Source organism: Halalkalibacter sp. HAAS-P013 (genome assembly GCF_056619925.1).
On sequence record NZ_JBWQTU010000002.1, the window covers coordinates 150,015 to 172,722 of the forward strand.

Here is a 22,708-nt window from a genome sequence, read left to right on the forward strand (position 1 = left end):
ATTCTTGTCGCAACAAGTACTTATACAGAGTACACGATTAAGACGTTTTATTCCATTGTTCAAACTTACTATTTTTGCAATTTTTATGTAAATCTCCAAACGGCTTCCCCCTCATATACATACAATAACGCAGAGAAGGTTTGTAATCGTGAGTATTCTTCAAAGAGTCATTCATTTTTTTCCATTGATCGTTGGAAAATATGCGATTTATGTGCTTAATAAGTAGTATTCCGAGTCAAAAATTAGACGTGAATGGGATTCGCTAACTATCAACCCTTCTGCAATTAAATCCCTCAAACACGCACTTAAAAAGGCAACCTATTGAAGCCAATAAGTCGGTTTCCTCACTGCCACCAACCGGCTAATGCACTGATATTTTCTGATGCGTATCCACAGCTTTTACTGCATTTCTGTTGTCAACTTTTCTTCTGTTTCTGTTTCTGAGTGAATTATGGTCGGTAAACGGCTTTATGTTTTGCTTTTTGGGCTTACCCCTCTTAATGAGAACATCTATTGGTTCGCAACCAATAAGCCACATACCGGTTCACGTTCTGATTATTGGTCGACTACTTTTACTGCACAAAAAAAGAAGAGGACGAAAAGAACGTCCCCTTGTGGTCTAACACAATCAATATATAGTCCTTATTTAACGGATGTTTGGCAAGACACACCACACACATTTACGAATCATAAAGATTGGTTTCAAACTTTTGATTCAAGGGTTTTCTCGTATTATAACGAGGTCTTGACACCTAACTCTTTTGACATTACGACTAATTATTGTCGTATTTTAAAACAGCTTTATATTGGCGCCCTTACCTATAAAAAAGCGAAGAAGTTCGGATAACTTTATCACCTCTTGTTTCGATAAAGGTACATCGTTAATGGAGCGAAAATAGCTGTAAGTAAAATAGACGCTAAAAGCACCCATCCAACTTGTTCAAAAGTAACGGTCCCATGCATCAATCCACGTACCGCTGTTACCAAAAGGGAGATTGGATTAACATCAACAAATGCTTCGAGCCATCTAGGTAATGTACTAGGATCAACAAATACGTTGCTAACAAATGTTAAAGGAAAGAGTACCATCATGCTCACACCCATTAGCGATTTCTCCGTACGAAGGATTAAACCAAGAGTGGTCCATATCCACGACAAACTAAATGAGAAAACAACTAATAATGCAACAGCTAATAGCACACCAACAGTGCCACCTTCTGGTCGAAACCCCATAATTAATCCAAGTACGATCATAATCGTTGAGGCAATGGTGTATCGAACCGCGTCCATAAGGAGTGCCCCAACTAATACGGCCGGGCGCCAAATTGGCAAAGAACGAAAACGATCAAAAATACCTTTTGTGATGTCATTGTTCAGCTCCATTCCTGTATACATCGTAATCGTAACAACAGTCATAGCTAATATACCTGGCAAGAGAAACTGAAGATAGTCTCCAGTGGAACCAGCAATCGCTCCACCAAACAAGTACGTGAACATTAAGAGAAACATAATCGGAAAAACAGTAACATCCAAAAGTTGTTCTGGAACATATTTCAACTTTAATAGAGCGCGCCAAGCAAAAGTAAATGTATTGGTGACGCCACTTGGTTTTTGCGGACGAGTCCGGCTCGTTAGTGCTACGCGCAATTTCTTATCAGCTTCACTATTGTCTGTCATGACTGCACCTCCTTACTAGTTTCCTCTTCCTCAGGAGTACGTCCTGTTAAAGTAAGAAAGACTTCATCTAGACTCGGCTGGCCTAATGAAAAATCACTAACTTTAATTCCAGCATTACTTAATTCATTCAGTGCATCAACCACCAGGTCTGTATTTGTTACTCTTGCTGTAAGAGCAAACGGATCAGACTCCAAATGAATGTTTGTCTCAAGAATGTTTGCTAATATTTTTTCTGCCTTTTCTCGTTTTTCTTCTAGTAAACGAACGTGCAGTGCACTTGTTCCTACGGATGCTTTCAGCTCTCCACTTGTTCCTTCTGCAATGATTTTCCCTTGGTCAATGACAGCAATCCGATCCGCCAATTGGTCTGCTTCTTCAAGATATTGTGTGGTTAAAAGGACGGTCGTGCCTGAGCTAACAAGAGCTCGCACGATTTCCCATACTTGGTTTCTGCTTCTGGGATCTAACCCAGTTGTCGGTTCGTCCAAAAATAATAGGTCTGGAGTTACGACGATACTTGCAGCGATGTCAATCCTACGTCTCATTCCACCAGAATATTTTTTCACCTGGCGCCCAGAGGCATCCAAAAGTCCAAACGCATCAAGAAGCTCCCTTGCCCTATCTTTGGCCGCGCGCCTCGAAAACCCCAATAACCGAGCAATAAAAATTAAATTTTCCATCCCCGATAAATCCTCGTCAATGGAAGCAAATTGACCGGTTAAACTTACTCTCATGCGGACAGCATCTGCTTCATCAACTAGGTCATGACCAAGTATTTTAGCACTACCTTCATCAGGTTTAAGTAAAGTTGCCAACATACGTATGGTAGTCGTTTTCCCCGCACCATTTGGACCTAAAAAGCCATATACCGTTCCAGCAGGAACCGCTAAATCAACTCCATCTACAGCACGATGTTGACCAAAACGTTTCACTAATCCGGTCGCTTCAATAGCAAGTTCTTTCTTATCCAAGCAAATCACCCTTTCTACATCGTAATTTTATATGCTCAATTTAACTGTATATGACTTTCCATTAAAAATCCTCAGTCTCTAGACCGAAGTACTCTACTTAAATAAAAAAGAACCTAAGCTCCAATTCAATTGGATAATAGGCTCCAAATTACAACAAGAATTTTTTGCTTTAGGAAAAGGTATGTTCAAACTTCAATCTTTTACCACCATCAAATTTCACATCAACTTCAATTTCTTCAATCTCTTTTTTGTCGATTTGTAAAGCGTTAAAGATTTGATTCATGAGTTCATCTTTTTCCACTTCCGGTACTAAACTAATTTGCTTCAGAAACGATTCAATCTTTGGCAGAGCTTCTTGTCCATACACCGTTACGCTGCTAGGAACGGCATACTTAGCTTCAATTTGATTCTTTTTCATTTCATACTCTACCTCATATTCTTGTCCACTTTTCATCTCAATTTCTAATTCAAACTCAATAATGGTTGGAGAAGCTTCTACTCTCCCTACCCCGAATCCAATAAAAATGAACATGGCAATTGCACAAATAGCAGTCAGTACCCTTAGTAACATTTTATATCCTCCATCCAATTTAGTCATGAATACTATGCCCATCAGCAGGAAATATACTCCAAATAAAAAACATCTCCCTAAGAAATATTGATAAAGGAGATGTTCGTATTTTGTTAAACCATTCTTCGCTCAAAAGTTGAATGTTTTGAATATCGTTTACGAGAGCGTTTATAATGTCTCTATGATGCTGTCATTTTTAGATTGCTGGAGAAAAAAAGCTTAAATTCCAATACGATGTATGGAAGAGATGCACAAAAGAATGCGTGCGTCTCTTCCTTTTTAATTCCTAACCTCCCGTAGTATAAGTTTCTCTTTTTTCCAGCTTCTTGATTTCTGCACTTAGTTTTGCAATGGATTCCTTCATATATTGTGAGGTTTCAATATAAATCGTCTTCAACTGAATTAACTGCGTGTACAAGTCTAAATGCATACTTTCTTGTTCATATTGTTGTGTTGATAGTGCATTCATTTGTTCGACTAACTCCTTTAGCCTGTCTTGTATTTGTTTTTGTTCTTTTTCATTGTCTTTAACTTTTTTCGTCAGCTCTTCATGATCTAGATTTTGTAGATTCATTTGTAGAACCAATTCATCGTGACTTTGCAATTGATCAGCTTGCTCTTTTTGCATTGTCTCATAATGAACTTCTTGCTTACGTAAGCGACTGCTATGATCAACGACCTCCGCCCGCAAATCACTTTTTTCTTGTTCAATGGTGTGTAACTGGTCTAATAAATTTGTTTTTGCCTCAGCAAGCTCCACTAATTTCTTTTCTAGTTTCTTTCTTTCTCCTTCATGTTCATCCATTCTTTGTTGTAGACGGCTCTGAATCTCCCCTTTCTCTTCTACAACTCTTTGTAAATTCTCGTGCATTGACAGCAGTTCTAAGTTCATTGTCTCTTGTTCATTCAATTGTTTAGCTAATCCTTCATGTACTTGTTTGCTCACCATCTCTTGCTCCCCCAATTGAATAGACAAGCTTTCATGTACTTGTTTGTTTTCCGCTTCTTGTTCATTTATTTGTTTCGTTAAGCTTTCATGTACTTCACTATGGGTCCCTAGTATATGTTCTAGCTCGCTAAATTGTGACCTAATACTCTCCATCACTTTATTAGAGTAAAAAACTTGCTGGTTAATTTTATCCGTCGGTCTTTGCAGAAAAACGTTAGGTATTATCCGTTCATTTAAGTAACTCAATTTTTTCCTCACTCCTTTTAACCATGTTATGGTTATTCTATGATGTACCATGTCGATAAGTGCCTATTTTTTCAAATCGAGTATTATTGAAGCTTTGGAAAATAGAGAAGCCACTATAGCATAGGATTAAATAGTAACGGTTAGATCGAGTTCACCATAAGTAATTGATGGGGTTGTCTTTATATTGCCGAAAGCAGCCATCATCCTACCTATGAACGACCTTTTCTCACTTCATAAATGCAAAAAAGAAGAGACGAAACCAGTACGATTTTCGTCTCAAAAATCTTATATCCTTATACTTTCTTCCTCTTTAACAAACCCGTTTTCTTACTCGACTACCCTAGATGGAACTATTTCTCTTCAACAGGTTCATATGATATTCTTCTTAGAACTATACGCAGGCGTACGAAAAATCCAATTGCAGCACACGTTAAACCTAATGTAATTCCAATCCAAAATCCAAATGGTCCTAGGTACGTATAGGATGCGAGAACATATCCTGATGGAATTCCAATCAGCCAATACGAAATAAATGCCGTAATAAAAGGAATTTTTACATCTTTGTACCCGCGCAATACTCCTTGTAAACTCGATTGAGCAGCGTCAGAAATCTGATAAACTATCGCGATAATAAAAAACTGTCCTGCTAGTTGAACTACTTGAGGATCTTGTGTATACAAATAGGCAATTTGCTCTCTGAAAAAATAGAGAAAAATGGCACCTACTGCTAAAATCCCAATTCCACCCCATACGCCAAGATGGCTATATTGTTTGGCTGATTGATACTTCTTCCCGCCAACAGAAAAACCGACAACAATCGTTAAAGCCATAGAAATGCTTAAAGGGATCATGAAGATAAGAGAGGTAAAGCTAAGCGCGATTTGATGTGCTGCAACCGTCACAGTGGTAAACATCATCCCAATCATTAGAGTTACAACGGCAAAAATACTCGCCTCAAAGAAAATGGATAGTCCTATAGGAATCCCAATCGCAAGTTGTTCTTTCCATGCTTTCCATGACGGAACAATCCACTTTATAAATAAACGATAATGTCTAACTACTTCTACCTTAAAGGTCATCCAAATACTGAAAAAGAAAATTATCCAGTAGGTGATTGCTGTAGCGTACCCAGCCCCAATACCACCTAGTGCTGGCAAACCTAATTTCCCAAATATGAATCCGTAATTTAACAGAACATTAAATGGGACTGCCAAGACAGTAATGATCATCGTTATGCGTGTAAATCCTTGTGCATCAAAGAAATTACGAAGAACATTTGCTGCGAACAATGGAATAATTCCTATTGATAACCCAACTAAGTAATGGAACGAAATGTGATAGACAGCAGAATCTAAATTCATAAGCATTAATACCGGATCAAGTAAGAAGATTCCACCAATAACTACTATAATGGCTAGAAAAACTGATAAATAGAGCGCCTGTATAACTGATTCTGAAATTTTGTCACGTCGCCCACTGCCCATATATTGTGCGACAATCGGAGTTACGGCTAGTAGAATTCCATTGATACCTGTAAAGATCGGCATCCATAAGCTTGAACCAATTGCGACACCCGCCAAATCATTTGTTCCTACCCGTCCTGACATCATCGTATCTACAAGGTTCATTGCATAAAAACTAATTTGTGTAACCATAATTGGCCATAGGATCGCAAAAAATAAAGTGACCTTTTCTTTCCAGGTCTTTGCATGGTACATATTTCTTCCCCCGTCATCTTCAACTAGTACAACAATTCATTAACAATAATATAGAACTTAACGCTAAATATCTATAAGTAGATAACCGATATTCAACCTGAACAAATAAAAAATAATTCTTCCAAAATCTTATTAATTTTCCAATTTATTTGATTTTTCCCTACAATGGACTATACTATATATGTAAGGGTTTACAAAAGTGGGTAAGAGGAGGAATTAATATGAAAACAACGAAAAACAGATGGCTAATTGCCTTATCAGCTATTGCCATCCACCTCTCAATTGGGGCAGCGTATGCTTACAGTGTTTATCAGAACCCAATTAGTTCGCAACTCGGTTGGGCTGGCTCACAGGTTGCTATCGCGTTTACCATTATGATGGCACTCGCCGGGACGTCTGCCGCCTTTTTCGGGAAATTTGTTGAACGAAGCGGTCCAAGAAAATCAGCGATTGTTGCTGCCGTTTTATTTGGGATTGGTCAAGCTGGTTCTGGAGTAGCCATTGCACTTGAATCACTTCCGCTATTTTTGCTTACTTATGGTTTCTTTAGTGGGTTAGGACTTGGTATAGGTTATATTTCTCCAGTTTCGACATTAATTAAATGGTTTCCAGACCGAAGAGGTTTAGCAACCGGCATGGCGGTTCTTGGATTTGGAACGGGGGCTCTCATTACAGCACCTGTTGCAGCGAGCTTAATTAATTCAATTGGGATCACATCAACTTTTTATCTCTTAGGTATTTGTTATTTTACTTTTATGGTCCTAGGTGCCTTATATATCGCTCCTCCTCCAGAAGGCTGGATGCCAGACTCAATGAAGAAGGACATGGCTTCTGGAAAGAAAATTATCAAAAAGGATTTAGCACAATTAACATCTAAAGAAGCGGTAAAAACAAAGCGGTTTTGGATGCTTTGGTCGATGATGCTTATTAATACAACAGCTGGGATTATGATAATTTCCGTCGCCTCCCCGATGGCGCAAGAAGTTGTTGGATTAAGTGCAGCAGCGGCAGCAACAATGGTTGGGATAATGGGGATTTTTAATGGTGGAGGAAGACTCGGCTGGGCTGCTGCTTCTGATTATATTGGTCGTCCAACTGTGTTTATTATTTTCTTCACGATCCAGATCGTTGCCTTTTTTACACTTCCATTTACAACAAATGCAATGTTATTTACAATCATGATTTTATTAGTTGTTAGTTGTTATGGTGGGGGATTCTCAAACCTTCCTGCTTTCATTGGGGACCTTTTCGGTACAAAACAACTAGGGTCCATTCACGGTTATTTATTAACAACTTGGTCATTAGGTGGGGTTTTTGGTCCAGTTCTCGTTACTCAAATTAGGGAAAGAACAGATAGTTATATTCCTGTCTTTTATGTTTTTGCTACTTTAATTCTTTTTGCTTTTGTCATTTCAATCTTGCTTCGTCTGGATATTAAGAAGAGTGAGAAGGAAGCTCAACAACATGAACATGCTGTTTCATAATAAACTTTTTACTTTACGCTACACAAACTGACTAGTCGGTAATATTCACAGTTTAAGAAAAGCTGTTTAACTCTTCGTTAAACAGCTTTTTGCTTATATTAACCTATACATTCATAAGCCATTTATATGAGTCAAACATTAAGGTAAATGAAATTTTGTTTTCATGCACAGTTCATTTAGTGTACTGTCTAATACCAGTTGATAGATTATGTTTTCAACTTCACTTTTCACTTCTTCTAGCATAGGTTGGGTCATATATACATCCTCTAACTGCTTAAAAGAGACGGTCTTGTCATTTACTAATTCTTTAAATTGATCTTTTGTATAGTCGCCATGCTTAATTGAAAGCATAAATTTTCTCCCAGCATCATCGTACTGTATCGCATCCTTAAAGTTAGTAAAATTATTCTTAGCGAATCTCTCAATGAAATCAAGAATTCTGTATGCATGCATCGCTGACTTTGAATCATAACCAAACTGTTTAACAAGATGTTTCGTATTGCTATTCCCCGTTTCGATGGTCTTTGACTTACTAACGTACATTCCACTGCACGCTTTATATAAATAAGGTAAGTTCATCTTTGCAATCTCATCTCTCATTAAAAATAGGCAAGTTATTTTCTTATTAATCCAATCCATATCGTTGATTGTATAATCAACGGAGAAAAGCACCTCCAAAAAATTAACGTTTGACTTCCACCAGAGACTTAAGACCTTCCTAATATCGTGGTATTCTTCGTCGACTTCTTCTCCTACTTTACTTGAAGTAGGTAGCTTACTATGGTACAAATCATCAAAAGATGGTATGACGAAAAACTTATAATCCTTGTCTGACTCGGGAGTTGACAGGTTATAATTTTCTGACCCAACTAATGCTTTTAATACAATGATTCTTTCCATAGAGGTCCCCTCTTCCTGCTTCTTGACTTCACGCACTAATTGTAATCTTTCATTGATCATAGCTTAAACCAGTATAGACAACTGACCTTCTTTTTATAGCTTTTCGTCAAGCTTTTTCACCTTTCATCTTTCTATTACAGAGCATAAGAAATTGATAAAACGACTTTTGTAGTCACATACTATATAACACGTTTTGGAGGTGAGTAATATGGGTAAGTGGAACAAGCAAGCAAGTCAAAACAATAACATTCAACCAGATCTAAGCTTTAAAAATGAAGAACTTGCCAATAAGAAAGTTCAATTGAATGTACAAGAGGAAATTGGAATGGAAGGAATTGGACAAGAAGAAAAAGATGTACGTCCACAAGGTGGTCAATAAAAAAGGCTACAGAGAAAGCCAGGAATCCTAAATCGTACATATGCTTGGATTCTTGGCTTTTTATAATAAATTACTTAGAGACTCTTATGTAAAAGGTTCAATACTTGACGCAATTCAGCCACGGCAACTTGTCCAGGTGCTGAGGCTTTTTTAGCAGCCCCAAATGTAAGAGCCGAACCAAATACCTCCCCAGCTAAACGACTAATCACTCCCTCCCCTGCCATCGACATCGTGATAATTGGTCGCGTCGCATATTGCTCTTTCATCGTATTTGTTGCATCAAGTAACGTTAGTACGTCTGCTGTATTCCTTGGCATAACAGCGATTTTAGGTATGTCTCCACTTAGCTCTTGAGCTTTTCGCAAGCGAGATACGATTTCTTCTTTTGGTGGTGTTTGATCAAAGTCATGATTCGATATGATCACATATACTCCATGTTGATGTGCTTTTTCAACAAGATTTTTTACATCATTTTCATTACTAAATAACTCAACATCAATAATATCAACTAATCCTGTTTTTACCACTTCTATGTTTAGCGATACGTAAAATTCTGAACTGATTTCCCTTTCTCCACCTTCTTTGGCGCTTCGGAACGTAAAAACAAGAGGCTTATTATTTAAGATAGTATGTATCTTGTTAAGTGCCTCCTTTACTTTATCAAGTTCTAAAACGTCTTCAAAGAAATCAACTCTCCATTCAACAATATCAACATCTAAATTGTTTAAATTAGCTGCTTCTTCAAGTAAATCGGATAAAGTTTTTCCTACCATTGGTACACAAATCTTCGGCATGCCTTCTCCGATTCTCACACCTTTAACCTTTACTATATTTTCCATATATAACTCTCCCTGCTTTTTTAAGTCAAACTTGTTTTGCATACTCTAAACTCTAGAATACTTTTTTGCTATTATACATGTTATCAATCAATTTTTAAATATTTCGATAAATACTCGTTGTCAGCCAAATATTTTATGAACCTTATATAAAAAATGAGACTGCTGAGTTGGAGGATAATCTCCGCTCTCAACAGCCACCTAGAGTCTAACTTTTTTTATTTAAATCTTGAATTGGAACCGTATCAGTTTCATCACGTTCAACAATATATTTAAGCTTGGCCATTTTATTATCCCAAAATTGTTCATAAAACGAAAGCCAGTGTTTTAATTCAAGAAGAGCTTCAGCTTGTAATTTATATCTCTTTTCTCTCCCTACCTTCTTGACACTTACAAGATTTGATTCCGAAAGAATTCGTAAATGTTTGGATACAGCCGTTCTACTCATTGGAAAATGATTACTAATTATGGTAACAGGCATTTCGTCATCTGCTAGTAATCGTAACATTTTACGACGAGTAGGATCAGCAATAGCTTGAAAGACATCGTACTTTGGAGCAGCAGGCATTATGCCTCAACTACTTTTCTTAGATCATCGTAAACGATTGAATCCCAACCATTATTCATTCGATTTCTAATTTCGGAATTCGATTGATCCGGACCTGGACCTGGAACAATTTCTTGAGGCTCTCCCCATCCCGAATGGATCAGGGTAAATTCAGTCTTATCTCCTAAATCTGTTAATTCAAAGGTAATAACCCAGCCATCTTCTCCCCATGTAAAGACTAAGCGGTTTGGCGGGTCTAGCTCGGTTACTTTACAAGCGGTCGGTCCAAAAGGGGACTGGATGGTAAATTCAGAGCCTAGTTCTTGTTTAAAATCATTCGGCATAAACCATGATTCAATTCCTTCTGCAGTAGCAACTGCCTGCCAGACTTTATCTATCTTTGCTTGAAAAACTGTATTTTTACGAATTTCCGGTGTGGTCAATTTCATTTTCATTCCTCCAAATATCAAATATGAAACCAATTGGTTTCGTATCTATATTACGAAATCAATTGGTTTCATGTCAATAGCTTATTTAATTTACTTTGTTTAAAAACCGTGCAAAAAATGCATCTGCCTTCATTGAAAACAAATGTATCAACATTATTATTTAATCAATCCTAATTTTTTCAATCCGTTATAGACACCTGAATTGGTCACTTCCGTTGTTTTATGTTTAGCATACGAAAATAACTCTAGATGGGCGTTTCCCATCGCAAATCCGTCTCCAACGGATGAGAGCATTTCTTTGTCGTTCATTCCATCACCAAAGGCAATCGCTTCTTCTTTGTTAATAGTAAGAACTTCCAGCACCTTCTGTACAGCAAAACCTTTATTCACTTGATCGCGAATGACATCATAAGCGTGCTCTTTGAATTCTCCAACATTTACAGGAGCTAAATGGACATTACCCACTTTTTCATACAAAGAAGACTCGTTTTCACCTAAATTAATTAGCGTCACCCCTAAAATATTATTCAAAAATTCCTGAGCATAGAGAACATTATTTCTCAAATGAAAATGACGAATAAATTCATCTAAAACGGGAGAATCACAGGAAGTAAGAACATTTTTCTCATTCGTATACATAATCGCCTCGTGTCCTTTTTCTTTTGCTATTTCTAAAAAAAATTGAATTGTGTTCGAATCCATTTTCTCTAACAAAATGTCAGAACCTTTATGTACAGCATAAGCACCATTATAGCCAATAAAAGAGTCGATGTTTAATTCTTCACCAATTTCTTTAATCTCATGTAATGGTCGTCCGGTCGCAAGAAATACTTCTAACCCTTTTTGCTGTACCTGACTTACTGCTTCTTTTGTCGATTGTTCAATTGAATCATCTGGTTTTAAGATTGTCCCATCAATATCTAGAAACAAAATTTTATGACTTGCCATGTGCTCTCTCCTTTATGTTTTCCTTATTATCAATATCGCTATCTCCTATTAATCATACAAAATATTACAGTTCATTGTAACTATGATTAAATGAAAAAGCCAGTTCCTCATTTGGAACTGGCTTTTTGTGTGAGTGTGGGTACGCCGCAATTGCCGCTACTAATCGAGTTTCAAACCACCACTTCTCGAAGTGGGTGTTTGCAGAAATAGTTCAGTCGTCCTCTACACATTGAAGGCTTGACATTCCTCTTTCGATTAAAACTCCCTAATTAAGTATACAGGTTGAAACTATTATTTGCGTACAATGCAGCTTCTACTAAGTATAATACACAAAAATGGCAACGCTTTCAATAATAAATTTCAAAAAGGGAAAACTTTCCTTTTAACCTCTCAAATATTTAAGAAGAAATCGATTAACAAGCTCATACTGTTCATGTTGAACTCAGTGAGTTGCATCATCTATTAAAATCAATCGTCCATCACTACACATGTTCATGCTTTCCTTAGCTAAATTTAATGAGAGAAAAGGGGCATTTTTACCCCAAATCATCCTCACCGGTATTACCACTTTTGAGTTAGGAATCATTTTCAAACTCCCAAGTCTAATTGCTCTGTACCAATGAAGCATTGCACTAAGTGCACCTGATTGGGACCAAGAAGCTTGATACTTCCGAATTTCCTCTTTCTTAAATGTATTAGGCTGGCACAAACAGATAAGGATATTTTTCATTAATTTATATCCATTTACAAGTAACGCTTCTTCAGGAATCAAAGGAAGTTGAAAAAACAATATATATAAACTTTTCACTAACTGCGTAGGACAACGAAATATCATTTTTCCAAAAACTGCGGGGTGAGGCATGTTGATTGGGATAAGAGTATCAACATAACTAGGCCTAGTTGATGCTAAATGCCAAGCTACCGCCCCTCCCCAATCATGTCCAACTAGACTGGCTTTTTCCCTTTTAAAATACTTAATGAGTCCAATAATATCATCACGCAATAAATCGAGTGTATACTGACTAATTTCATGTGGTTTATCACTTAAATTATAGCCTCGTTGGTCAGGAATGACGATACGGTACCCAGCTTTTACTAGAGGGGTTATTTGATTTTTCCAACCATACCAAAACTCAGGAAATCCATGTAAAAGAATCACAAGAGGACCATCACTTGGTCCTGCTACAGCTGTATGTAAAGTTACTCCGTTCGTATTTATATAATGAAACGATACATTTTCCATTCATATTTCCTCCTGCTTCCTAGCTTTCTCTACATGAGTTATTCTCATACTGATGAAGAGTAGGGGAGGTTTTCTTAAAGGAAACTCGTGCATTATATGTTATTCAGCTCACGTAGCGTCTCTACCACATGATCTACAAATTCGGGAACGTCCGCCATATGTTCCTCATTAATCTTATGGTCGAACATCAGCTTAGTAGAATTCAGATACTTCTTCTCATCTTTTCCGTAAACAAAGCTAACCGTTTGTTCTGGTGATAATACTGGGTCCCATATTGATAACAGGATATCTTGAATTTGCTTACATTGAACATTAATATCTTCAATTCCGAGAGTAAAATGAATAAGCAAATTACAGCCCGGGCTTTCAGCAGGAATTTCCAAAATTTCATCAGCTAAATCTTTTAAAGAAGCTTGCAGCTCAATTTCAGCAATTGCCTTCTGCTGATTAGCTAATTGGAACTTAAGAGCGAATGTTCTAGACATAATTGACATGTCTAATTGATCTTTACGATTTGTTACTTGTACAACACGATCAATCGTATCAAGGTCATACACGTAATTTTCTATCCCTACTTTTAAATTTTCAAATATTGTCGGATCAAACATTGTTGCATACCTCTCATTCTTTCAAGTTTCGTACTCCCCTTCTACCTTGATTACAAAATAAAGCAGCATTGTTTTACGGTCCAAATCAAACATGTTTTCTTAGTTGTTCCTTTGTTGGCCAATCTTGTACACCCAATATTCCCCCTTACTCAACAAACTAATCAAAAGATTATATACCGTAAATTGAGTGGAAGAAATCAACAACAAATAATCTGTAAATGTGATGAACATCACTTTAGAAAATATGAAATTCAATTATGCTTTAACTAAGAAAAAAACATTATTAGCATAATAATAAGGAGCGTGATTCGTGATGGTGGGAAACTATAAGACAATTCTTGTTGCTGTGGATGGGTCGAGGGAAGCAAAACGTGCTTTAGAGAAAGCAATTGATTTATCGAAAAAAAATGGAGCAAAACTCGTAATCTCTTATGTAATTGATAATCGCACAACAGGCACGATTGAACACTATGACCGCACCTATGCAGAGCAAGCAGAGGGTTACGGTGTCGACCTCCTTGAAGGATATAAAACCATTGCGCTAGAAGCTGGCGTAGAAGAGGTGACTACAGACCTTGGCTATGGCTCACCTAAAGTCCGGATACCAAAAGAAGTAGCCGAGAAATATCATGTTGATCTAATCATTGCTGGTGCAACTGGGGTAAATGCGGTAGAAAGATTCCTTATTGGGAGTGTCTCTGAAAGTATTGCTAGACGTGCAAAATGCGATGTTATGATCGTACGTAACCAAGATTAATTGATTTAAGACCACTGAAAAAAGGTAAAAAACAGTTACCTTTTTTCAGCAGTCTCTTCTATTTGTTTTCATATTCATATTTTTTTCCGTCTGTTTTTTCAGCTTTTATCTTAACTTCGGCTGAATTCCATTCCACTTCGTATTGTGTAAGGATTTTTTTAGCAAGAGTAGGTAGATCTTCAGCAGAATGTACTTCTGTTAATGCAAAGAGTTCTTCAATAAAATCATCAGCTTGCTTATTTTTCAATTTTATTTTTTCATTTTTCAACTCAATTTCAACTTCTGATTTCACGCGGTTCTTCTTTCGTTCTTGTTTAATCTCTATTTCAAATTGTTCATCTTCTAGTTCTATTTCTAATTTTTTAAGTTGCTCTAAGAATGACACAGCTGTTTGATTATTGCTGCTCATTGCTTGACTAATGCCCTTCGCTTTACCGAGGCCTTTTGCTTGAATGAGACCCTTTGCTTTAGTGTTCTCCTCTGTTTGGTTGTTTTCATCTGTTTGCTCAGTATCAACCTTTGCTGCCGCAGTTCCTTCTTCACGACCTGCTGATAACAATATAGGACTTTCTTCAGCAATTGACGTTTGAATTACTTCAATTTCCTCGAACTCTTCAATCACTGCTACTTCTTCAGTCCCATTTGCTACAGCCTTATTCACGGTTAGTGCTTCTTGAGTGATTTGTTCAGATTGACTAGGTTCTGTTGTATCTGCAAATGTTAAATAACCAACTGAAATTATAACTGTAAATACTGCTCCAACTAACATATATGCAAATTTGTTCATAGTTCCTCCGTTACCCCTTTATTTCCTCTCCTAATTATAGTGAGACAATGAAAAAGCCATCAAGATGCTGATGTCATGCTATAATCGTACTACATAAATTTAAAACCCCATCATTCTAAGTCATGAAAGGCTTAATAATGATGGGGTTGCATAAATCAATCTATAACAAAGGTACTAAATGCCTAGTTTTTAAAAATCACTTTCATCAGATTCATCAAATTCCATTTCTACTTCTGTATCAAACTCTTCTGCTTCACCATCTTCTGTTTCAAACTCTGTATCAAATTCCTCAGTTTCTTCATCTACCTCTGGAAGCTCCTCTACACCTTCATCTGCTGGAGCATCATCAAAGCCATCCATCTCTGTTTCTGTTTCAAATTCTGACTCTTCTCCTAGTGTAGGTTCATCAACCTCTGCATCACCACAAGCTGCTAAAATACCTACCGATAAGATCGCTGAAGCTGCTGTAAGAAATACCTTTTTTTTCATTTTGAAAACCTCCTACGAATTACTTGTTTTTGTTACAATGCCCATCTTAGACCCTTTGCAAGTATCTGTATAGTCAATCCACTGCTTTTTCATTTCTAAATAACACTTTTACAACTTTTGCGAGAACACTAGATAATTCTCCGTTTCTATTTGTTTATTTACGCACATGTTTTCGTGATTGTTTTAGTGAGTCCCATAGTTAAAGCTTGAATCAACACCAAAAAAGAACCGAGTTTGTCTCGGTTCCCTGTTACGATAAACGATCTTCCTATATTTTGATTGCTCCAGCAACATCATACAAATCAAGATCAATACTTGTTTCTTTTCCAAGTGCTACTTTCGCAAGTTCAGCACCAACATACGGGCCAACTGTTAATCCAGAAGCGCCTAATCCGTTCGCAACCAAAATCCCTTGGAAGTTTGGGATTGGTCCAATAACAGGAAGGAACCCTGGTGCTACCGGTCTGAAACCTACCTTTGTTTCAAGCACCGTGCTATTTGCTAACCCTGGTGCAACTATAAGTGCCTTTTCAAAAATTTCATGTATTCCGGCAACCGTCACACGTGTATCATAACCGGCGTCATCTTCATGCGTCGCTCCCACAACGACTCGACTTCCTTCAAAAGCTAATAAATACTGATTCGTTGGTGGCATGACAACGGGCCACGAATCCGTATTTGTATCAGGTAATTCTAAATGAACAATTTGTGCTTTTTGGGGCTTGATTAAGAAGTCTATCCCTAACGGCTTACATAGTTCTTTTGCCCAAGCGCCCGTTGTGATAATAACTTGATCGGCCAAAAGTATTTTGTCCTTCACCTGCACACCTGTCACATGAGTTCCATTGCGTGTTAGCTTTGCATCACCCTTTATATATGTAGCTCCTCGTTTTTTGGCAGCATGAATTAATGCATCACATAGTGCTTTCCCGTTTACACGAGCTGCACCACTCACGTGAACAGATCCATATTCACCCGATAAAGGCGGAAAGAGTGCTTTCGTTTCAGCAGGAGTTAAGCGTGTAATATCACCAATTTCAGGTGCATCTTCACGGCGTTTTCTAACCCTTTCTTCCATCTTATCTAATTTATGTTCATCTGTATGAAGGCTGATTGCACCAACTTTTGCATAACCTGTCTCTGTTCCACCATCTTCTTCTAATTGTTTAATTAAATCCGGGTAATATTTTGCCCCACCTTTTGCTAACTGGTACCATGCTTGATTGCGACGCTGCGACAACCATGGACAAACGATTCCAGCAGCAGCATCTGTTCCTTTGCCTTTATCATGCCTATCCACAATTGTTACATTAGCTCCCGCCTTCACTAGATGATAAGCGGTCGCAGCACCTAAAATTCCAGCTCCAACTACAATAAATGTTTTCATCTACTACACCTTTTCTCTGTTTTTCTACATGCTTTTGATTTTACAGAATCCTTCCATGAACCTCAAACATTGTCTCATTTCAGTCGGCTCACTAGGCTCTTGCCCAATCTATTCAAATGCGTGATATCCGCCCACTCATTTTGATCTTCTTTACATAAGGTATGAGTGTACCAACTCAAAAGGAGGAATTCACTTATGAGTCACGTTACAGGAAGTAGCTTCACATTGATCGTTGTACTGTTCATTTTATTAGTTATTGTAGGTTCTGCGTACGTATATTAAGATAATAAGAGGCAAGGGAGAAACTCCCTTGCCTCTTTGTAAATTAAGACGCTTGCTTAACGAATTCACTTACAACTTTCTTTTTCGGAACAGATACTAACTTTGCCATAACAAGAGCCAGCGCGCAGAACAAGGCTGAAAGTAAAAATGCTTGTGTTAACGGAATCGCTTTTACAATAATCGGTCCTGCAAAGGCAGAAATTCCGTACGCTTGATACATAAGCCCGTAATTACTTCCCATATTTCTTGTCCCATAATAATCAGCTGTAACCGAAGGAAATAGCGCCAAAAAGCCCCCAAAGCAAAAACCAATTAATGAAACTGAAAGTAAGAAAGTTGTATAGTTCATCATTCCTGTGCTCATATAGAACATTATGAGGGCCGTTACACCATAAATGATCATTAATGTATTCATACGTCCAAGTGTATCTGATACTCTTCCTAATACAATTCGTCCGGCTGCGTTAAATAACGCAATCACCATAACAGCATTTGCAGCTTTTTCAATATCCAAGTTAACAATATCAACGCCAATATCAACCGCAAAACTTATGACCATTAATCCGGACATGCTTCCGAACAAGAACATAAACCATAATAAGTAAAATTGATATGTCCCTAGCATTTGTTTCGGTGAAAAATTGTTACTTAACTCTGGTATTGCTTTAGAAGAATCTCTCGTAAACTCTTCAACAGGTGGATTTTTAAGTAACTGCGCACCTGCAACAACTAGAATTAAATAAATAAAACCTAGATACAAGAATGTTGACGAAACACCCATGGCCTCAATTAGCCCTTCAATAATAGGTTTAAAAATTAATCCGCCTAGTCCAAAGCCAGCTACAGCTACCCCGCTAATTAAACCTCTCTTATCAGGAAACCACTTCACACATGCTGATAAGGGACATACATAAGTCATTCCAATTCCAATTCCTCCAATTACGCCATAAAAGAAATACAATTGGAATAAAGTCGTTGCTTGGCTAGCTAGAATTAACCCAAGTCCAAGTAATACCCCACCAATCGTCGCAACCCATCTTGGTCCAATTCTATCCTGCAACCTTCCAGCAAAAATCGTTGCTAGCGCAAACGTTGCAATCGTTATGGAGAATGTCACAACAACATCTTCCCTTGCCCAACCAAACTTACTCATCAATGGTTGATTAAATAAGCTCCACGCGTACACGGCTCCTAAATTAATTTGAATAATAATTGCTCCTAATACGACGAACCATCTATTCATCTCATATCCTCCCTAGCGTCTTTCGAATCCTAATTATTAGAATTGTTTGAAAACAAAACAAAACAAAAGAGACCAACGGTGATTAAATATCATCGTTGGTCTCTTCAGTACTCACATTGTGTTTACTTTAGCAACCAAATATATACATAACTCTTCTAACAAACAATTCTTAGCAATTTACTATAGATTTCTCATATCCTTGTTCATCGCGAACATTGATCAAAGCTATCTTAATCATTGTCGAAAAATCATTCCTTCCTCATTATATGGGAAAAGATCCATCACTGTCAATGAAGCTATGAATCTCTTTTTAGCCCTTTTCCTAAAATAGTTGATGTAGCATATGCAAGGATAACGATTACATCAAATACATAAATCATGCTCCATATATAAGATAGTAAGAAATATACTGGACTCGTTAACAAGTTGTAATCGACAACACCAAACCAACTTTTTGTAATGAAAAACACATATTCTAGAAAATGATTAAAATAAGAACGGTCTATTATATACCAGATGATATGAATGAGACAAAAAGCAACTGTATGATAGAAAAACAACGACCAGCGATAGGTTACATATTTCTTAACATCAGCATGTCCTTCGGCAGTTCGATAATCTGTATTTTGATCTCGATCAAATTTCCGCTTTAAAAATTGATCTAACCGAGCAAAATCAGAACTCCCTAAAGTACAAGCATATGTAATAAAAAGTACAATAACAATTTGAAAAAATGAAATCTCTCCAGTAAAGTAAAAGTCGATGCCTCCAAGGAGAATTTGAAAGATATTAATTCCCACTATAAAAATTAACCACAACTGACTTAATCGTTCAAATCGTAGCCAATATCGACTAAGCAAAAACAGAGCAACTAAAACCCACGTAAGCCCTTCAGACACTACAAATAAAAACCAGCCATTTTCATGTATATAGAACACTTACTTACTCCTTCCTATTCATGCTTGTCTTGATAACTATGATGGAAAGAAGCGTCTAATGCGCAGTTCCTACGATTTTATTTAGAGTACCTATACGATCATCTTGAGCACAAGAACTTTCATCGCTTTTTGCATATGTTATAGAGTCAATGATTCAGTAAAACTGAATGCTAAGTGAATTAGGGAGTGATTGATCATGCTAAAGAAACTGTTGTCGTCAATAGGGATAGGTTCATCAAAAGTGAACACGATATTATTTCATAGGGAGATTGAACGTGGCAAGGAAGTAAAGGGCGAGGTTCATATATTTGGGGGAAAGGTAGTCCAAAGTATTTCAGAGGTATATATCCATGTCGATACTGAGTTTCAACGAAACGATGATGATATGACAGAAATTTACGAAATGACCGAACCCATTCATGAAATAAAAATTATTGACCCTCTCCTTATTAAGCCTAACGAAGAAAAAGTGATTCCATTTTCTTTTACTTTGCCTCACTATACACCCATTACCTTTTGTGATCAAAAGATTCACATACACACTGAATTGAACATTAATTTTTTAAACCACCCTGTAGACAAACATGACTTCATTGTCTATGACCCTTTTATTGAGGCGATATTGCATCATCTTACTCAGAACGGGTTTCGCCATACTGTAAACAGCGGGCTTTGTCATCGTAAGCCTCTTACGAATTCAAACCCTACTCATTGCTTACAAGTATTTGAATTAGTTAATGAACAAGATAAAAAAATATATTTTGTTGGCAACGAAAAGGATATAATCATTAACATTTATGAAGGGGATCAAGTAAAGCAAATAGCTATGGTTCGAGAGGGAGATATTCCTAAACAATTACTTGGCATCGATAGACCTAAATTGTAGTTGCAGGAGCAAAGGAATAAGTGCTCCTGCATTTCTTTCGATATTTGGAGATATTCTTTGCAGGTGCTTGTCCCACATTAGGTTACCTCGTTCTACCCGTCTATTCGTTTTTCTCATAATGTTCTTTATGCATTTCTAATGCTAATTCTTGTAAATATTTTGGGATTTGATTAGGCTTCTGACAATTACTGCAATATACTTGGTGAGCTATCCAAAAGTATTCCCTCATGATGTGCTCTACAATCGGCTTGGGCAACCCACAATGATCACAAAACATAATATAATCCATTGTTTACCCTCCTTAGCACATTTTAGTGAAACCGTTCTTTCGTCAACTTTTTTGCACTTACTTCTAGTTATATTCAGTTTATTCATAGATGTATAGGCCTATGATTTTTTTATAAAAATACTCGTTCACCTAAAGAACTTGCACATTTTTCCTACTTAAATTATAACAAAAATTAATAGAATTGTCTTAATATTCTCACCTGTTCACTTGGTTACTTCTTCCATCTTTTGTTACGCTGAAACTAGGGTTACTCGCCATAACTACCAACTGAGTGATAACACCAAAATTACTCACTAAATTCCAGATAAGAGTCATTCACCAGTTGACCAAACTTGTACATACTTTCCCATACCTCTGTTACATTCGTAATCTAATTGTTACTAGCTTGTTCTTTGTCTCTGGAAAATTCATGATAGAATCAGTTCAGTAAGTTACATAATGAATTTTGGAGGTATTCTATTTATGAGAAAAAGCATCGTTTCATTAGTAACAGCAGTTGCACTCGTTGGGACTTTAGGGTTTGGAATGAGCGCGTCTGCCCAGGAAGTAACCGTCAATAAGGGAGATACGTTGTGGTCCATTGCCAATAATAATAATATTCAATTAGATGAGTTAAAAGAGTGGAACAACCTTTCTAGTAATCTAATCTTCCCAGGGGACCGTCTACAAGTTTCTCGCTCTAGCAAGGAAAAAGCAGAGTCAACGATCCAGAAAGAGCAATATACTATTCAAAGAGGAGACACCCTCACTTCAATTGCTCGAAAGTTTGATGGAGTAACAACTAGACAGATACAAGAATGGAATCAAATCTCTAATCCTAATGTAATCATTGCAGGTCAGACTATTACTATTAATGGGGCGTCAGCTAAAGAGACAACTCAAACTAGCGAAGAAACACAAAAAGCAGAAACATCACCAACGTCAAATTCCAACACTAATGAGGATGTTGCCCAAGAGCTAACGATGACTGCAACAGCCTATACAGCATCATGTAATGGCTGCTCCGGAATAACTGCAACAGGATTGAACCTAATAGACAATCCAGGTAAAAAAGTGATTTCCGTTGATCCGTCGGTCATCCCATTAGGATCAAAAGTCTATGTTGAAGGATATGGACATGCAATAGCTGGTGATACTGGCGGAGCTATTAAAGGAAACAAAATTGATTTATTCATCCCAAATAAGCAAGATGCTATTAACTGGGGTGTGCAAGAAGTAAATGTGAAAGTTTATCACTAATTCCAAACGACTTTTCTCAGGAAGCCAGGAACGGAGTAAGGGGTATTCCAAAAGGTCATAAAACGATCTTTTAGGATACCCCTTCTTACTTACTTAATTAGTTTCGTTTATACGCACCGCAAACTGTTTCTCTCCATACATATCGATCGTCAAGTCATCACGATATTCTTTCGCCCACAAGCCTTCATTTTGTTTAAAATATAATGTTTTTTCCCCTACCGTCACAGGATACAATATATATGAACCTTGTTCTAAAACAACTTCTACTTCGTCAATTGTTGGATCATATGAAAAGAATAACTCATCTTGTGGGTTAACACTATTTAGTAAATAGTTGACCATTTCTTCTTCCCAATTCTCTTCTGAAATTATGGATTCAATATTTTCAAAATGCTCGCTGTCTTCGGTCAAACTTCGAATAATAGAAACCTCATCTTCTTTTAATTCGAACAGTTCATATCGGTTAACTGCGTGTGCCTCGTGTCCGTATCCAAGTACATAAACATCCTCATCACTGCGGTAAAAAGTGCGCTCTTCACTTAAATATCCAATATGGTCAAGCTGATAATCATTGAAAACTCGATACATTTCAATAGCATTTACTGTTTGTTCTACTTGCTCACTTTCCTCGTCATTTTCAACATTTTCATCATTAGACTGTTGTTGTTCTTCTATATTTTCCTCATCATGCTGTACACTTTCACCACCAGTTGAAGCAAATATAATTAGCGCGAGGAATACCACTGCCAGGCCGCCTCCAACAAATACTAACGTTCTTTTTTTCATCGTCTCTCCCTTTCTTTTTGGATTTTCCTATTGTATGTGAGATTCTACTAAAGCTCTCTTTATCCTTTAGATAATTTCTCTCTTTAATTTATTTAGACG

General features: G+C 37.1%; 26 protein-coding genes and 1 other RNA gene. 7 read left to right on the plus strand and 20 right to left on the minus strand.

Going from position 1 to position 22,708, the window contains the following annotated elements:
* Window positions 1–451 precede the first annotated feature (451 nt).
* Window positions 452–847: a DUF2515 family protein gene (locus AC1FXP_RS04615; protein WP_480059018.1), complete on the plus strand. Its 396-nt coding sequence runs from the start codon at window positions 452–454 to the stop codon at window positions 845–847.
* 5 nt (window positions 848–852) lie between these two features.
* Here the strand turns inward: AC1FXP_RS04615 and AC1FXP_RS04620 are convergent, their stop codons facing one another.
* The 5 genes from AC1FXP_RS04620 to AC1FXP_RS04640 all read right to left on the minus strand — a co-directional run bounded on the left by AC1FXP_RS04620 (window position 853) and on the right by AC1FXP_RS04640 (window position 6,132).
* Entirely contained in the window at window positions 853–1,677 is an 825-nt protein-coding gene (locus AC1FXP_RS04620; protein WP_480059019.1) for an ABC transporter permease, read from the minus strand.
* The gene (locus AC1FXP_RS04625) at window positions 1,674–2,648 is read right to left on the minus strand and encodes an ATP-binding cassette domain-containing protein (protein WP_480059020.1); all 975 of its coding nucleotides are present in this window, start codon (window positions 2,646–2,648) and stop codon (window positions 1,674–1,676) included. The genes AC1FXP_RS04620 and AC1FXP_RS04625 overlap by 4 nt, the downstream gene beginning before the upstream one ends.
* 169 nt (window positions 2,649–2,817) lie before the next feature.
* Window positions 2,818–3,219, minus strand: a complete 402-nt coding sequence (locus tag AC1FXP_RS04630) for a YusW family protein (protein ID WP_480059021.1) — start codon at window positions 3,217–3,219, stop codon at window positions 2,818–2,820.
* A gap of 286 nt (window positions 3,220–3,505) precedes the next feature.
* Window positions 3,506–4,414, minus strand: a complete 909-nt coding sequence (locus tag AC1FXP_RS04635) for a hypothetical protein (RefSeq protein WP_480059022.1) — start codon at window positions 4,412–4,414, stop codon at window positions 3,506–3,508.
* A gap of 350 nt (window positions 4,415–4,764) precedes the next feature.
* Entirely contained in the window at window positions 4,765–6,132 is a 1,368-nt protein-coding gene (locus tag AC1FXP_RS04640) for an MATE family efflux transporter (RefSeq protein ID WP_480059023.1), read from the minus strand.
* 221 nt (window positions 6,133–6,353) lie between these two features.
* Between AC1FXP_RS04640 and AC1FXP_RS04645 the strand changes: the two genes are divergently transcribed.
* A complete protein-coding gene (locus tag AC1FXP_RS04645; RefSeq protein WP_480059024.1) occupies window positions 6,354–7,616 on the plus strand; it encodes an L-lactate MFS transporter in 1,263 nt (420 codons plus the stop codon).
* Between the two features lie 138 nt (window positions 7,617–7,754).
* Here the strand turns inward: AC1FXP_RS04645 and AC1FXP_RS04650 are convergent, their stop codons facing one another.
* The gene (locus AC1FXP_RS04650) at window positions 7,755–8,516 is read right to left on the minus strand and encodes a DNA polymerase beta superfamily protein (protein ID WP_480059025.1); all 762 of its coding nucleotides are present in this window, start codon (window positions 8,514–8,516) and stop codon (window positions 7,755–7,757) included.
* A gap of 208 nt (window positions 8,517–8,724) precedes the next feature.
* On the opposite strand from AC1FXP_RS04650, the gene AC1FXP_RS04655 reads away from it, so the two are divergent.
* Entirely contained in the window at window positions 8,725–8,895 is a 171-nt protein-coding gene (locus tag AC1FXP_RS04655; protein ID WP_480059026.1) for a hypothetical protein, read from the plus strand.
* A gap of 74 nt (window positions 8,896–8,969) precedes the next feature.
* Here AC1FXP_RS04655 and aroD read toward each other — a convergent pair whose 3' ends face one another.
* The 7 genes from aroD to AC1FXP_RS04690 form a co-directional block, all read right to left on the minus strand.
* Window positions 8,970–9,734 carry a type I 3-dehydroquinate dehydratase gene (aroD, locus tag AC1FXP_RS04660; protein ID WP_480059027.1) on the minus strand — a complete coding sequence of 255 codons (765 nt, stop codon included), beginning with the start codon at window positions 9,732–9,734 and terminating at the stop codon, window positions 8,970–8,972.
* A 205-nt stretch (window positions 9,735–9,939) separates the two neighbouring features.
* The gene (locus tag AC1FXP_RS04665) at window positions 9,940–10,299 is read right to left on the minus strand and encodes an ArsR/SmtB family transcription factor (RefSeq protein ID WP_480059028.1); all 360 of its coding nucleotides are present in this window, start codon (window positions 10,297–10,299) and stop codon (window positions 9,940–9,942) included.
* Window positions 10,299–10,733: an SRPBCC family protein gene (locus AC1FXP_RS04670; protein WP_480059029.1), complete on the minus strand. Its 435-nt coding sequence runs from the start codon at window positions 10,731–10,733 to the stop codon at window positions 10,299–10,301. The genes AC1FXP_RS04665 and AC1FXP_RS04670 overlap by 1 nt, the downstream gene beginning before the upstream one ends.
* A 150-nt stretch (window positions 10,734–10,883) precedes the next feature.
* Window positions 10,884–11,675 carry an HAD family hydrolase gene (locus tag AC1FXP_RS04675; protein ID WP_480059030.1) on the minus strand — a complete coding sequence of 264 codons (792 nt, stop codon included), beginning with the start codon at window positions 11,673–11,675 and terminating at the stop codon, window positions 10,884–10,886.
* Window positions 11,676–11,812: 137 nt separating this feature from the next.
* Window positions 11,813–11,991: non-coding RNA, 6S RNA (gene ssrS, locus AC1FXP_RS04680), on the minus strand.
* Window positions 11,992–12,117: 126 nt separating this feature from the next.
* Complete coding sequence (locus AC1FXP_RS04685) at window positions 12,118–12,918, minus strand: alpha/beta fold hydrolase (protein ID WP_480059031.1); 801 nt, start codon at window positions 12,916–12,918, stop codon at window positions 12,118–12,120.
* 92 nt (window positions 12,919–13,010) lie between these two features.
* Window positions 13,011–13,526 carry a hypothetical protein gene (locus tag AC1FXP_RS04690; protein ID WP_480059032.1) on the minus strand — a complete coding sequence of 172 codons (516 nt, stop codon included), beginning with the start codon at window positions 13,524–13,526 and terminating at the stop codon, window positions 13,011–13,013.
* 313 nt (window positions 13,527–13,839) lie between these two features.
* Here AC1FXP_RS04690 and AC1FXP_RS04695 point away from each other — a divergent pair, with 313 nt between their 5' ends.
* Window positions 13,840–14,283, plus strand: coding sequence for a universal stress protein (locus AC1FXP_RS04695; protein ID WP_480059497.1), 444 nt, complete (start codon window positions 13,840–13,842; stop codon window positions 14,281–14,283).
* Between the two features lie 58 nt (window positions 14,284–14,341).
* Here AC1FXP_RS04695 and AC1FXP_RS04700 read toward each other — a convergent pair whose 3' ends face one another.
* The 3 genes from AC1FXP_RS04700 to AC1FXP_RS04710 all read right to left on the minus strand — a co-directional run bounded on the left by AC1FXP_RS04700 (window position 14,342) and on the right by AC1FXP_RS04710 (window position 16,946).
* Window positions 14,342–15,070, minus strand: a complete 729-nt coding sequence (locus AC1FXP_RS04700) for a hypothetical protein (RefSeq protein ID WP_480059033.1) — start codon at window positions 15,068–15,070, stop codon at window positions 14,342–14,344.
* Window positions 15,071–15,259: 189 nt separating this feature from the next.
* Window positions 15,260–15,559 (minus strand): hypothetical protein, encoded by a 300-nt coding sequence (locus tag AC1FXP_RS04705; protein WP_480059034.1) that lies wholly within the window; start codon window positions 15,557–15,559, stop codon window positions 15,260–15,262.
* A 268-nt stretch (window positions 15,560–15,827) separates the two neighbouring features.
* The gene (locus AC1FXP_RS04710) at window positions 15,828–16,946 is read right to left on the minus strand and encodes an NAD(P)/FAD-dependent oxidoreductase (protein ID WP_480059035.1); all 1,119 of its coding nucleotides are present in this window, start codon (window positions 16,944–16,946) and stop codon (window positions 15,828–15,830) included.
* 195 nt (window positions 16,947–17,141) lie between these two features.
* Here AC1FXP_RS04710 and AC1FXP_RS04715 point away from each other — a divergent pair, with 195 nt between their 5' ends.
* The gene (locus AC1FXP_RS04715) at window positions 17,142–17,228 is read left to right on the plus strand and encodes a YjcZ family sporulation protein (RefSeq protein ID WP_250097235.1); all 87 of its coding nucleotides are present in this window, start codon (window positions 17,142–17,144) and stop codon (window positions 17,226–17,228) included.
* 43 nt (window positions 17,229–17,271) lie between these two features.
* On the opposite strand, the gene AC1FXP_RS04720 is transcribed toward AC1FXP_RS04715, so the two are convergent.
* Both AC1FXP_RS04720 and AC1FXP_RS04725 read right to left on the minus strand, forming a co-directional pair.
* The gene (locus AC1FXP_RS04720; RefSeq protein WP_480059036.1) at window positions 17,272–18,471 is read right to left on the minus strand and encodes an L-lactate MFS transporter; all 1,200 of its coding nucleotides are present in this window, start codon (window positions 18,469–18,471) and stop codon (window positions 17,272–17,274) included.
* A gap of 296 nt (window positions 18,472–18,767) precedes the next feature.
* A complete protein-coding gene (locus AC1FXP_RS04725) occupies window positions 18,768–19,409 on the minus strand; it encodes a hypothetical protein (protein ID WP_480059037.1) in 642 nt (213 codons plus the stop codon).
* A 196-nt stretch (window positions 19,410–19,605) separates the two neighbouring features.
* On the opposite strand from AC1FXP_RS04725, the gene AC1FXP_RS04730 reads away from it, so the two are divergent.
* Window positions 19,606–20,295, plus strand: a complete 690-nt coding sequence (locus AC1FXP_RS04730) for a sporulation protein (protein WP_480059038.1) — start codon at window positions 19,606–19,608, stop codon at window positions 20,293–20,295.
* 100 nt (window positions 20,296–20,395) lie between these two features.
* On the opposite strand, the gene AC1FXP_RS04735 is transcribed toward AC1FXP_RS04730, so the two are convergent.
* Window positions 20,396–20,584: a hypothetical protein gene (locus AC1FXP_RS04735; RefSeq protein WP_480059039.1), complete on the minus strand. Its 189-nt coding sequence runs from the start codon at window positions 20,582–20,584 to the stop codon at window positions 20,396–20,398.
* Window positions 20,585–21,046: 462 nt separating this feature from the next.
* On the opposite strand from AC1FXP_RS04735, the gene AC1FXP_RS04740 reads away from it, so the two are divergent.
* A complete protein-coding gene (locus AC1FXP_RS04740) occupies window positions 21,047–21,823 on the plus strand; it encodes a 3D domain-containing protein (protein ID WP_480059040.1) in 777 nt (258 codons plus the stop codon).
* A 93-nt stretch (window positions 21,824–21,916) separates the two neighbouring features.
* Here AC1FXP_RS04740 and AC1FXP_RS04745 read toward each other — a convergent pair whose 3' ends face one another.
* The gene (locus AC1FXP_RS04745; RefSeq protein WP_480059041.1) at window positions 21,917–22,609 is read right to left on the minus strand and encodes a hypothetical protein; all 693 of its coding nucleotides are present in this window, start codon (window positions 22,607–22,609) and stop codon (window positions 21,917–21,919) included.
* Between the last annotated feature and the right edge of the window lie 99 nt (window positions 22,610–22,708).

What these genes read in the sequence shown, in the direction of transcription:
- AC1FXP_RS04735 (WP_480059039.1), bottom strand. Translation starts at nt 20,584, where the DNA reads ATGGATTATATTATGTTTTGTGATCATTGTGGGTTGCCCAAGCCGATT.
- AC1FXP_RS04620 (WP_480059019.1), bottom strand. Translation starts at nt 1,677, where the DNA reads ATGACAGACAATAGTGAAGCTGATAAGAAATTGCGCGTAGCACTAACG.
- AC1FXP_RS04685 (WP_480059031.1), bottom strand. Translation starts at nt 12,918, where the DNA reads ATGGAAAATGTATCGTTTCATTATATAAATACGAACGGAGTAACTTTA.
- AC1FXP_RS04720 (WP_480059036.1), bottom strand. Translation starts at nt 18,471, where the DNA reads ATGAATAGATGGTTCGTCGTATTAGGAGCAATTATTATTCAAATTAAT.
- AC1FXP_RS04730 (WP_480059038.1), top strand. Translation starts at nt 19,606, where the DNA reads ATGCTAAAGAAACTGTTGTCGTCAATAGGGATAGGTTCATCAAAAGTG.
- AC1FXP_RS04695 (WP_480059497.1), top strand. Translation starts at nt 13,840, where the DNA reads ATGGTGGGAAACTATAAGACAATTCTTGTTGCTGTGGATGGGTCGAGG.
- AC1FXP_RS04645 (WP_480059024.1), top strand. Translation starts at nt 6,354, where the DNA reads ATGAAAACAACGAAAAACAGATGGCTAATTGCCTTATCAGCTATTGCC.
- AC1FXP_RS04690 (WP_480059032.1), bottom strand. Translation starts at nt 13,526, where the DNA reads ATGTTTGATCCGACAATATTTGAAAATTTAAAAGTAGGGATAGAAAAT.
- AC1FXP_RS04715 (WP_250097235.1), top strand. Translation starts at nt 17,142, where the DNA reads ATGAGTCACGTTACAGGAAGTAGCTTCACATTGATCGTTGTACTGTTC.
- AC1FXP_RS04675 (WP_480059030.1), bottom strand. Translation starts at nt 11,675, where the DNA reads ATGGCAAGTCATAAAATTTTGTTTCTAGATATTGATGGGACAATCTTA.
- AC1FXP_RS04745 (WP_480059041.1), bottom strand. Translation starts at nt 22,609, where the DNA reads ATGAAAAAAAGAACGTTAGTATTTGTTGGAGGCGGCCTGGCAGTGGTA.
- AC1FXP_RS04710 (WP_480059035.1), bottom strand. Translation starts at nt 16,946, where the DNA reads ATGAAAACATTTATTGTAGTTGGAGCTGGAATTTTAGGTGCTGCGACC.
- AC1FXP_RS04670 (WP_480059029.1), bottom strand. Translation starts at nt 10,733, where the DNA reads ATGAAAATGAAATTGACCACACCGGAAATTCGTAAAAATACAGTTTTT.
- AC1FXP_RS04705 (WP_480059034.1), bottom strand. Translation starts at nt 15,559, where the DNA reads ATGAAAAAAAAGGTATTTCTTACAGCAGCTTCAGCGATCTTATCGGTA.
- AC1FXP_RS04640 (WP_480059023.1), bottom strand. Translation starts at nt 6,132, where the DNA reads ATGTACCATGCAAAGACCTGGAAAGAAAAGGTCACTTTATTTTTTGCG.
- AC1FXP_RS04650 (WP_480059025.1), bottom strand. Translation starts at nt 8,516, where the DNA reads ATGGAAAGAATCATTGTATTAAAAGCATTAGTTGGGTCAGAAAATTAT.
- AC1FXP_RS04700 (WP_480059033.1), bottom strand. Translation starts at nt 15,070, where the DNA reads ATGAACAAATTTGCATATATGTTAGTTGGAGCAGTATTTACAGTTATA.
- AC1FXP_RS04665 (WP_480059028.1), bottom strand. Translation starts at nt 10,299, where the DNA reads ATGCCTGCTGCTCCAAAGTACGATGTCTTTCAAGCTATTGCTGATCCT.
- AC1FXP_RS04655 (WP_480059026.1), top strand. Translation starts at nt 8,725, where the DNA reads ATGGGTAAGTGGAACAAGCAAGCAAGTCAAAACAATAACATTCAACCA.
- AC1FXP_RS04740 (WP_480059040.1), top strand. Translation starts at nt 21,047, where the DNA reads ATGAGAAAAAGCATCGTTTCATTAGTAACAGCAGTTGCACTCGTTGGG.
- aroD (WP_480059027.1), bottom strand. Translation starts at nt 9,734, where the DNA reads ATGGAAAATATAGTAAAGGTTAAAGGTGTGAGAATCGGAGAAGGCATG.
- AC1FXP_RS04630 (WP_480059021.1), bottom strand. Translation starts at nt 3,219, where the DNA reads ATGTTACTAAGGGTACTGACTGCTATTTGTGCAATTGCCATGTTCATT.
- AC1FXP_RS04615 (WP_480059018.1), top strand. Translation starts at nt 452, where the DNA reads ATGGTCGGTAAACGGCTTTATGTTTTGCTTTTTGGGCTTACCCCTCTT.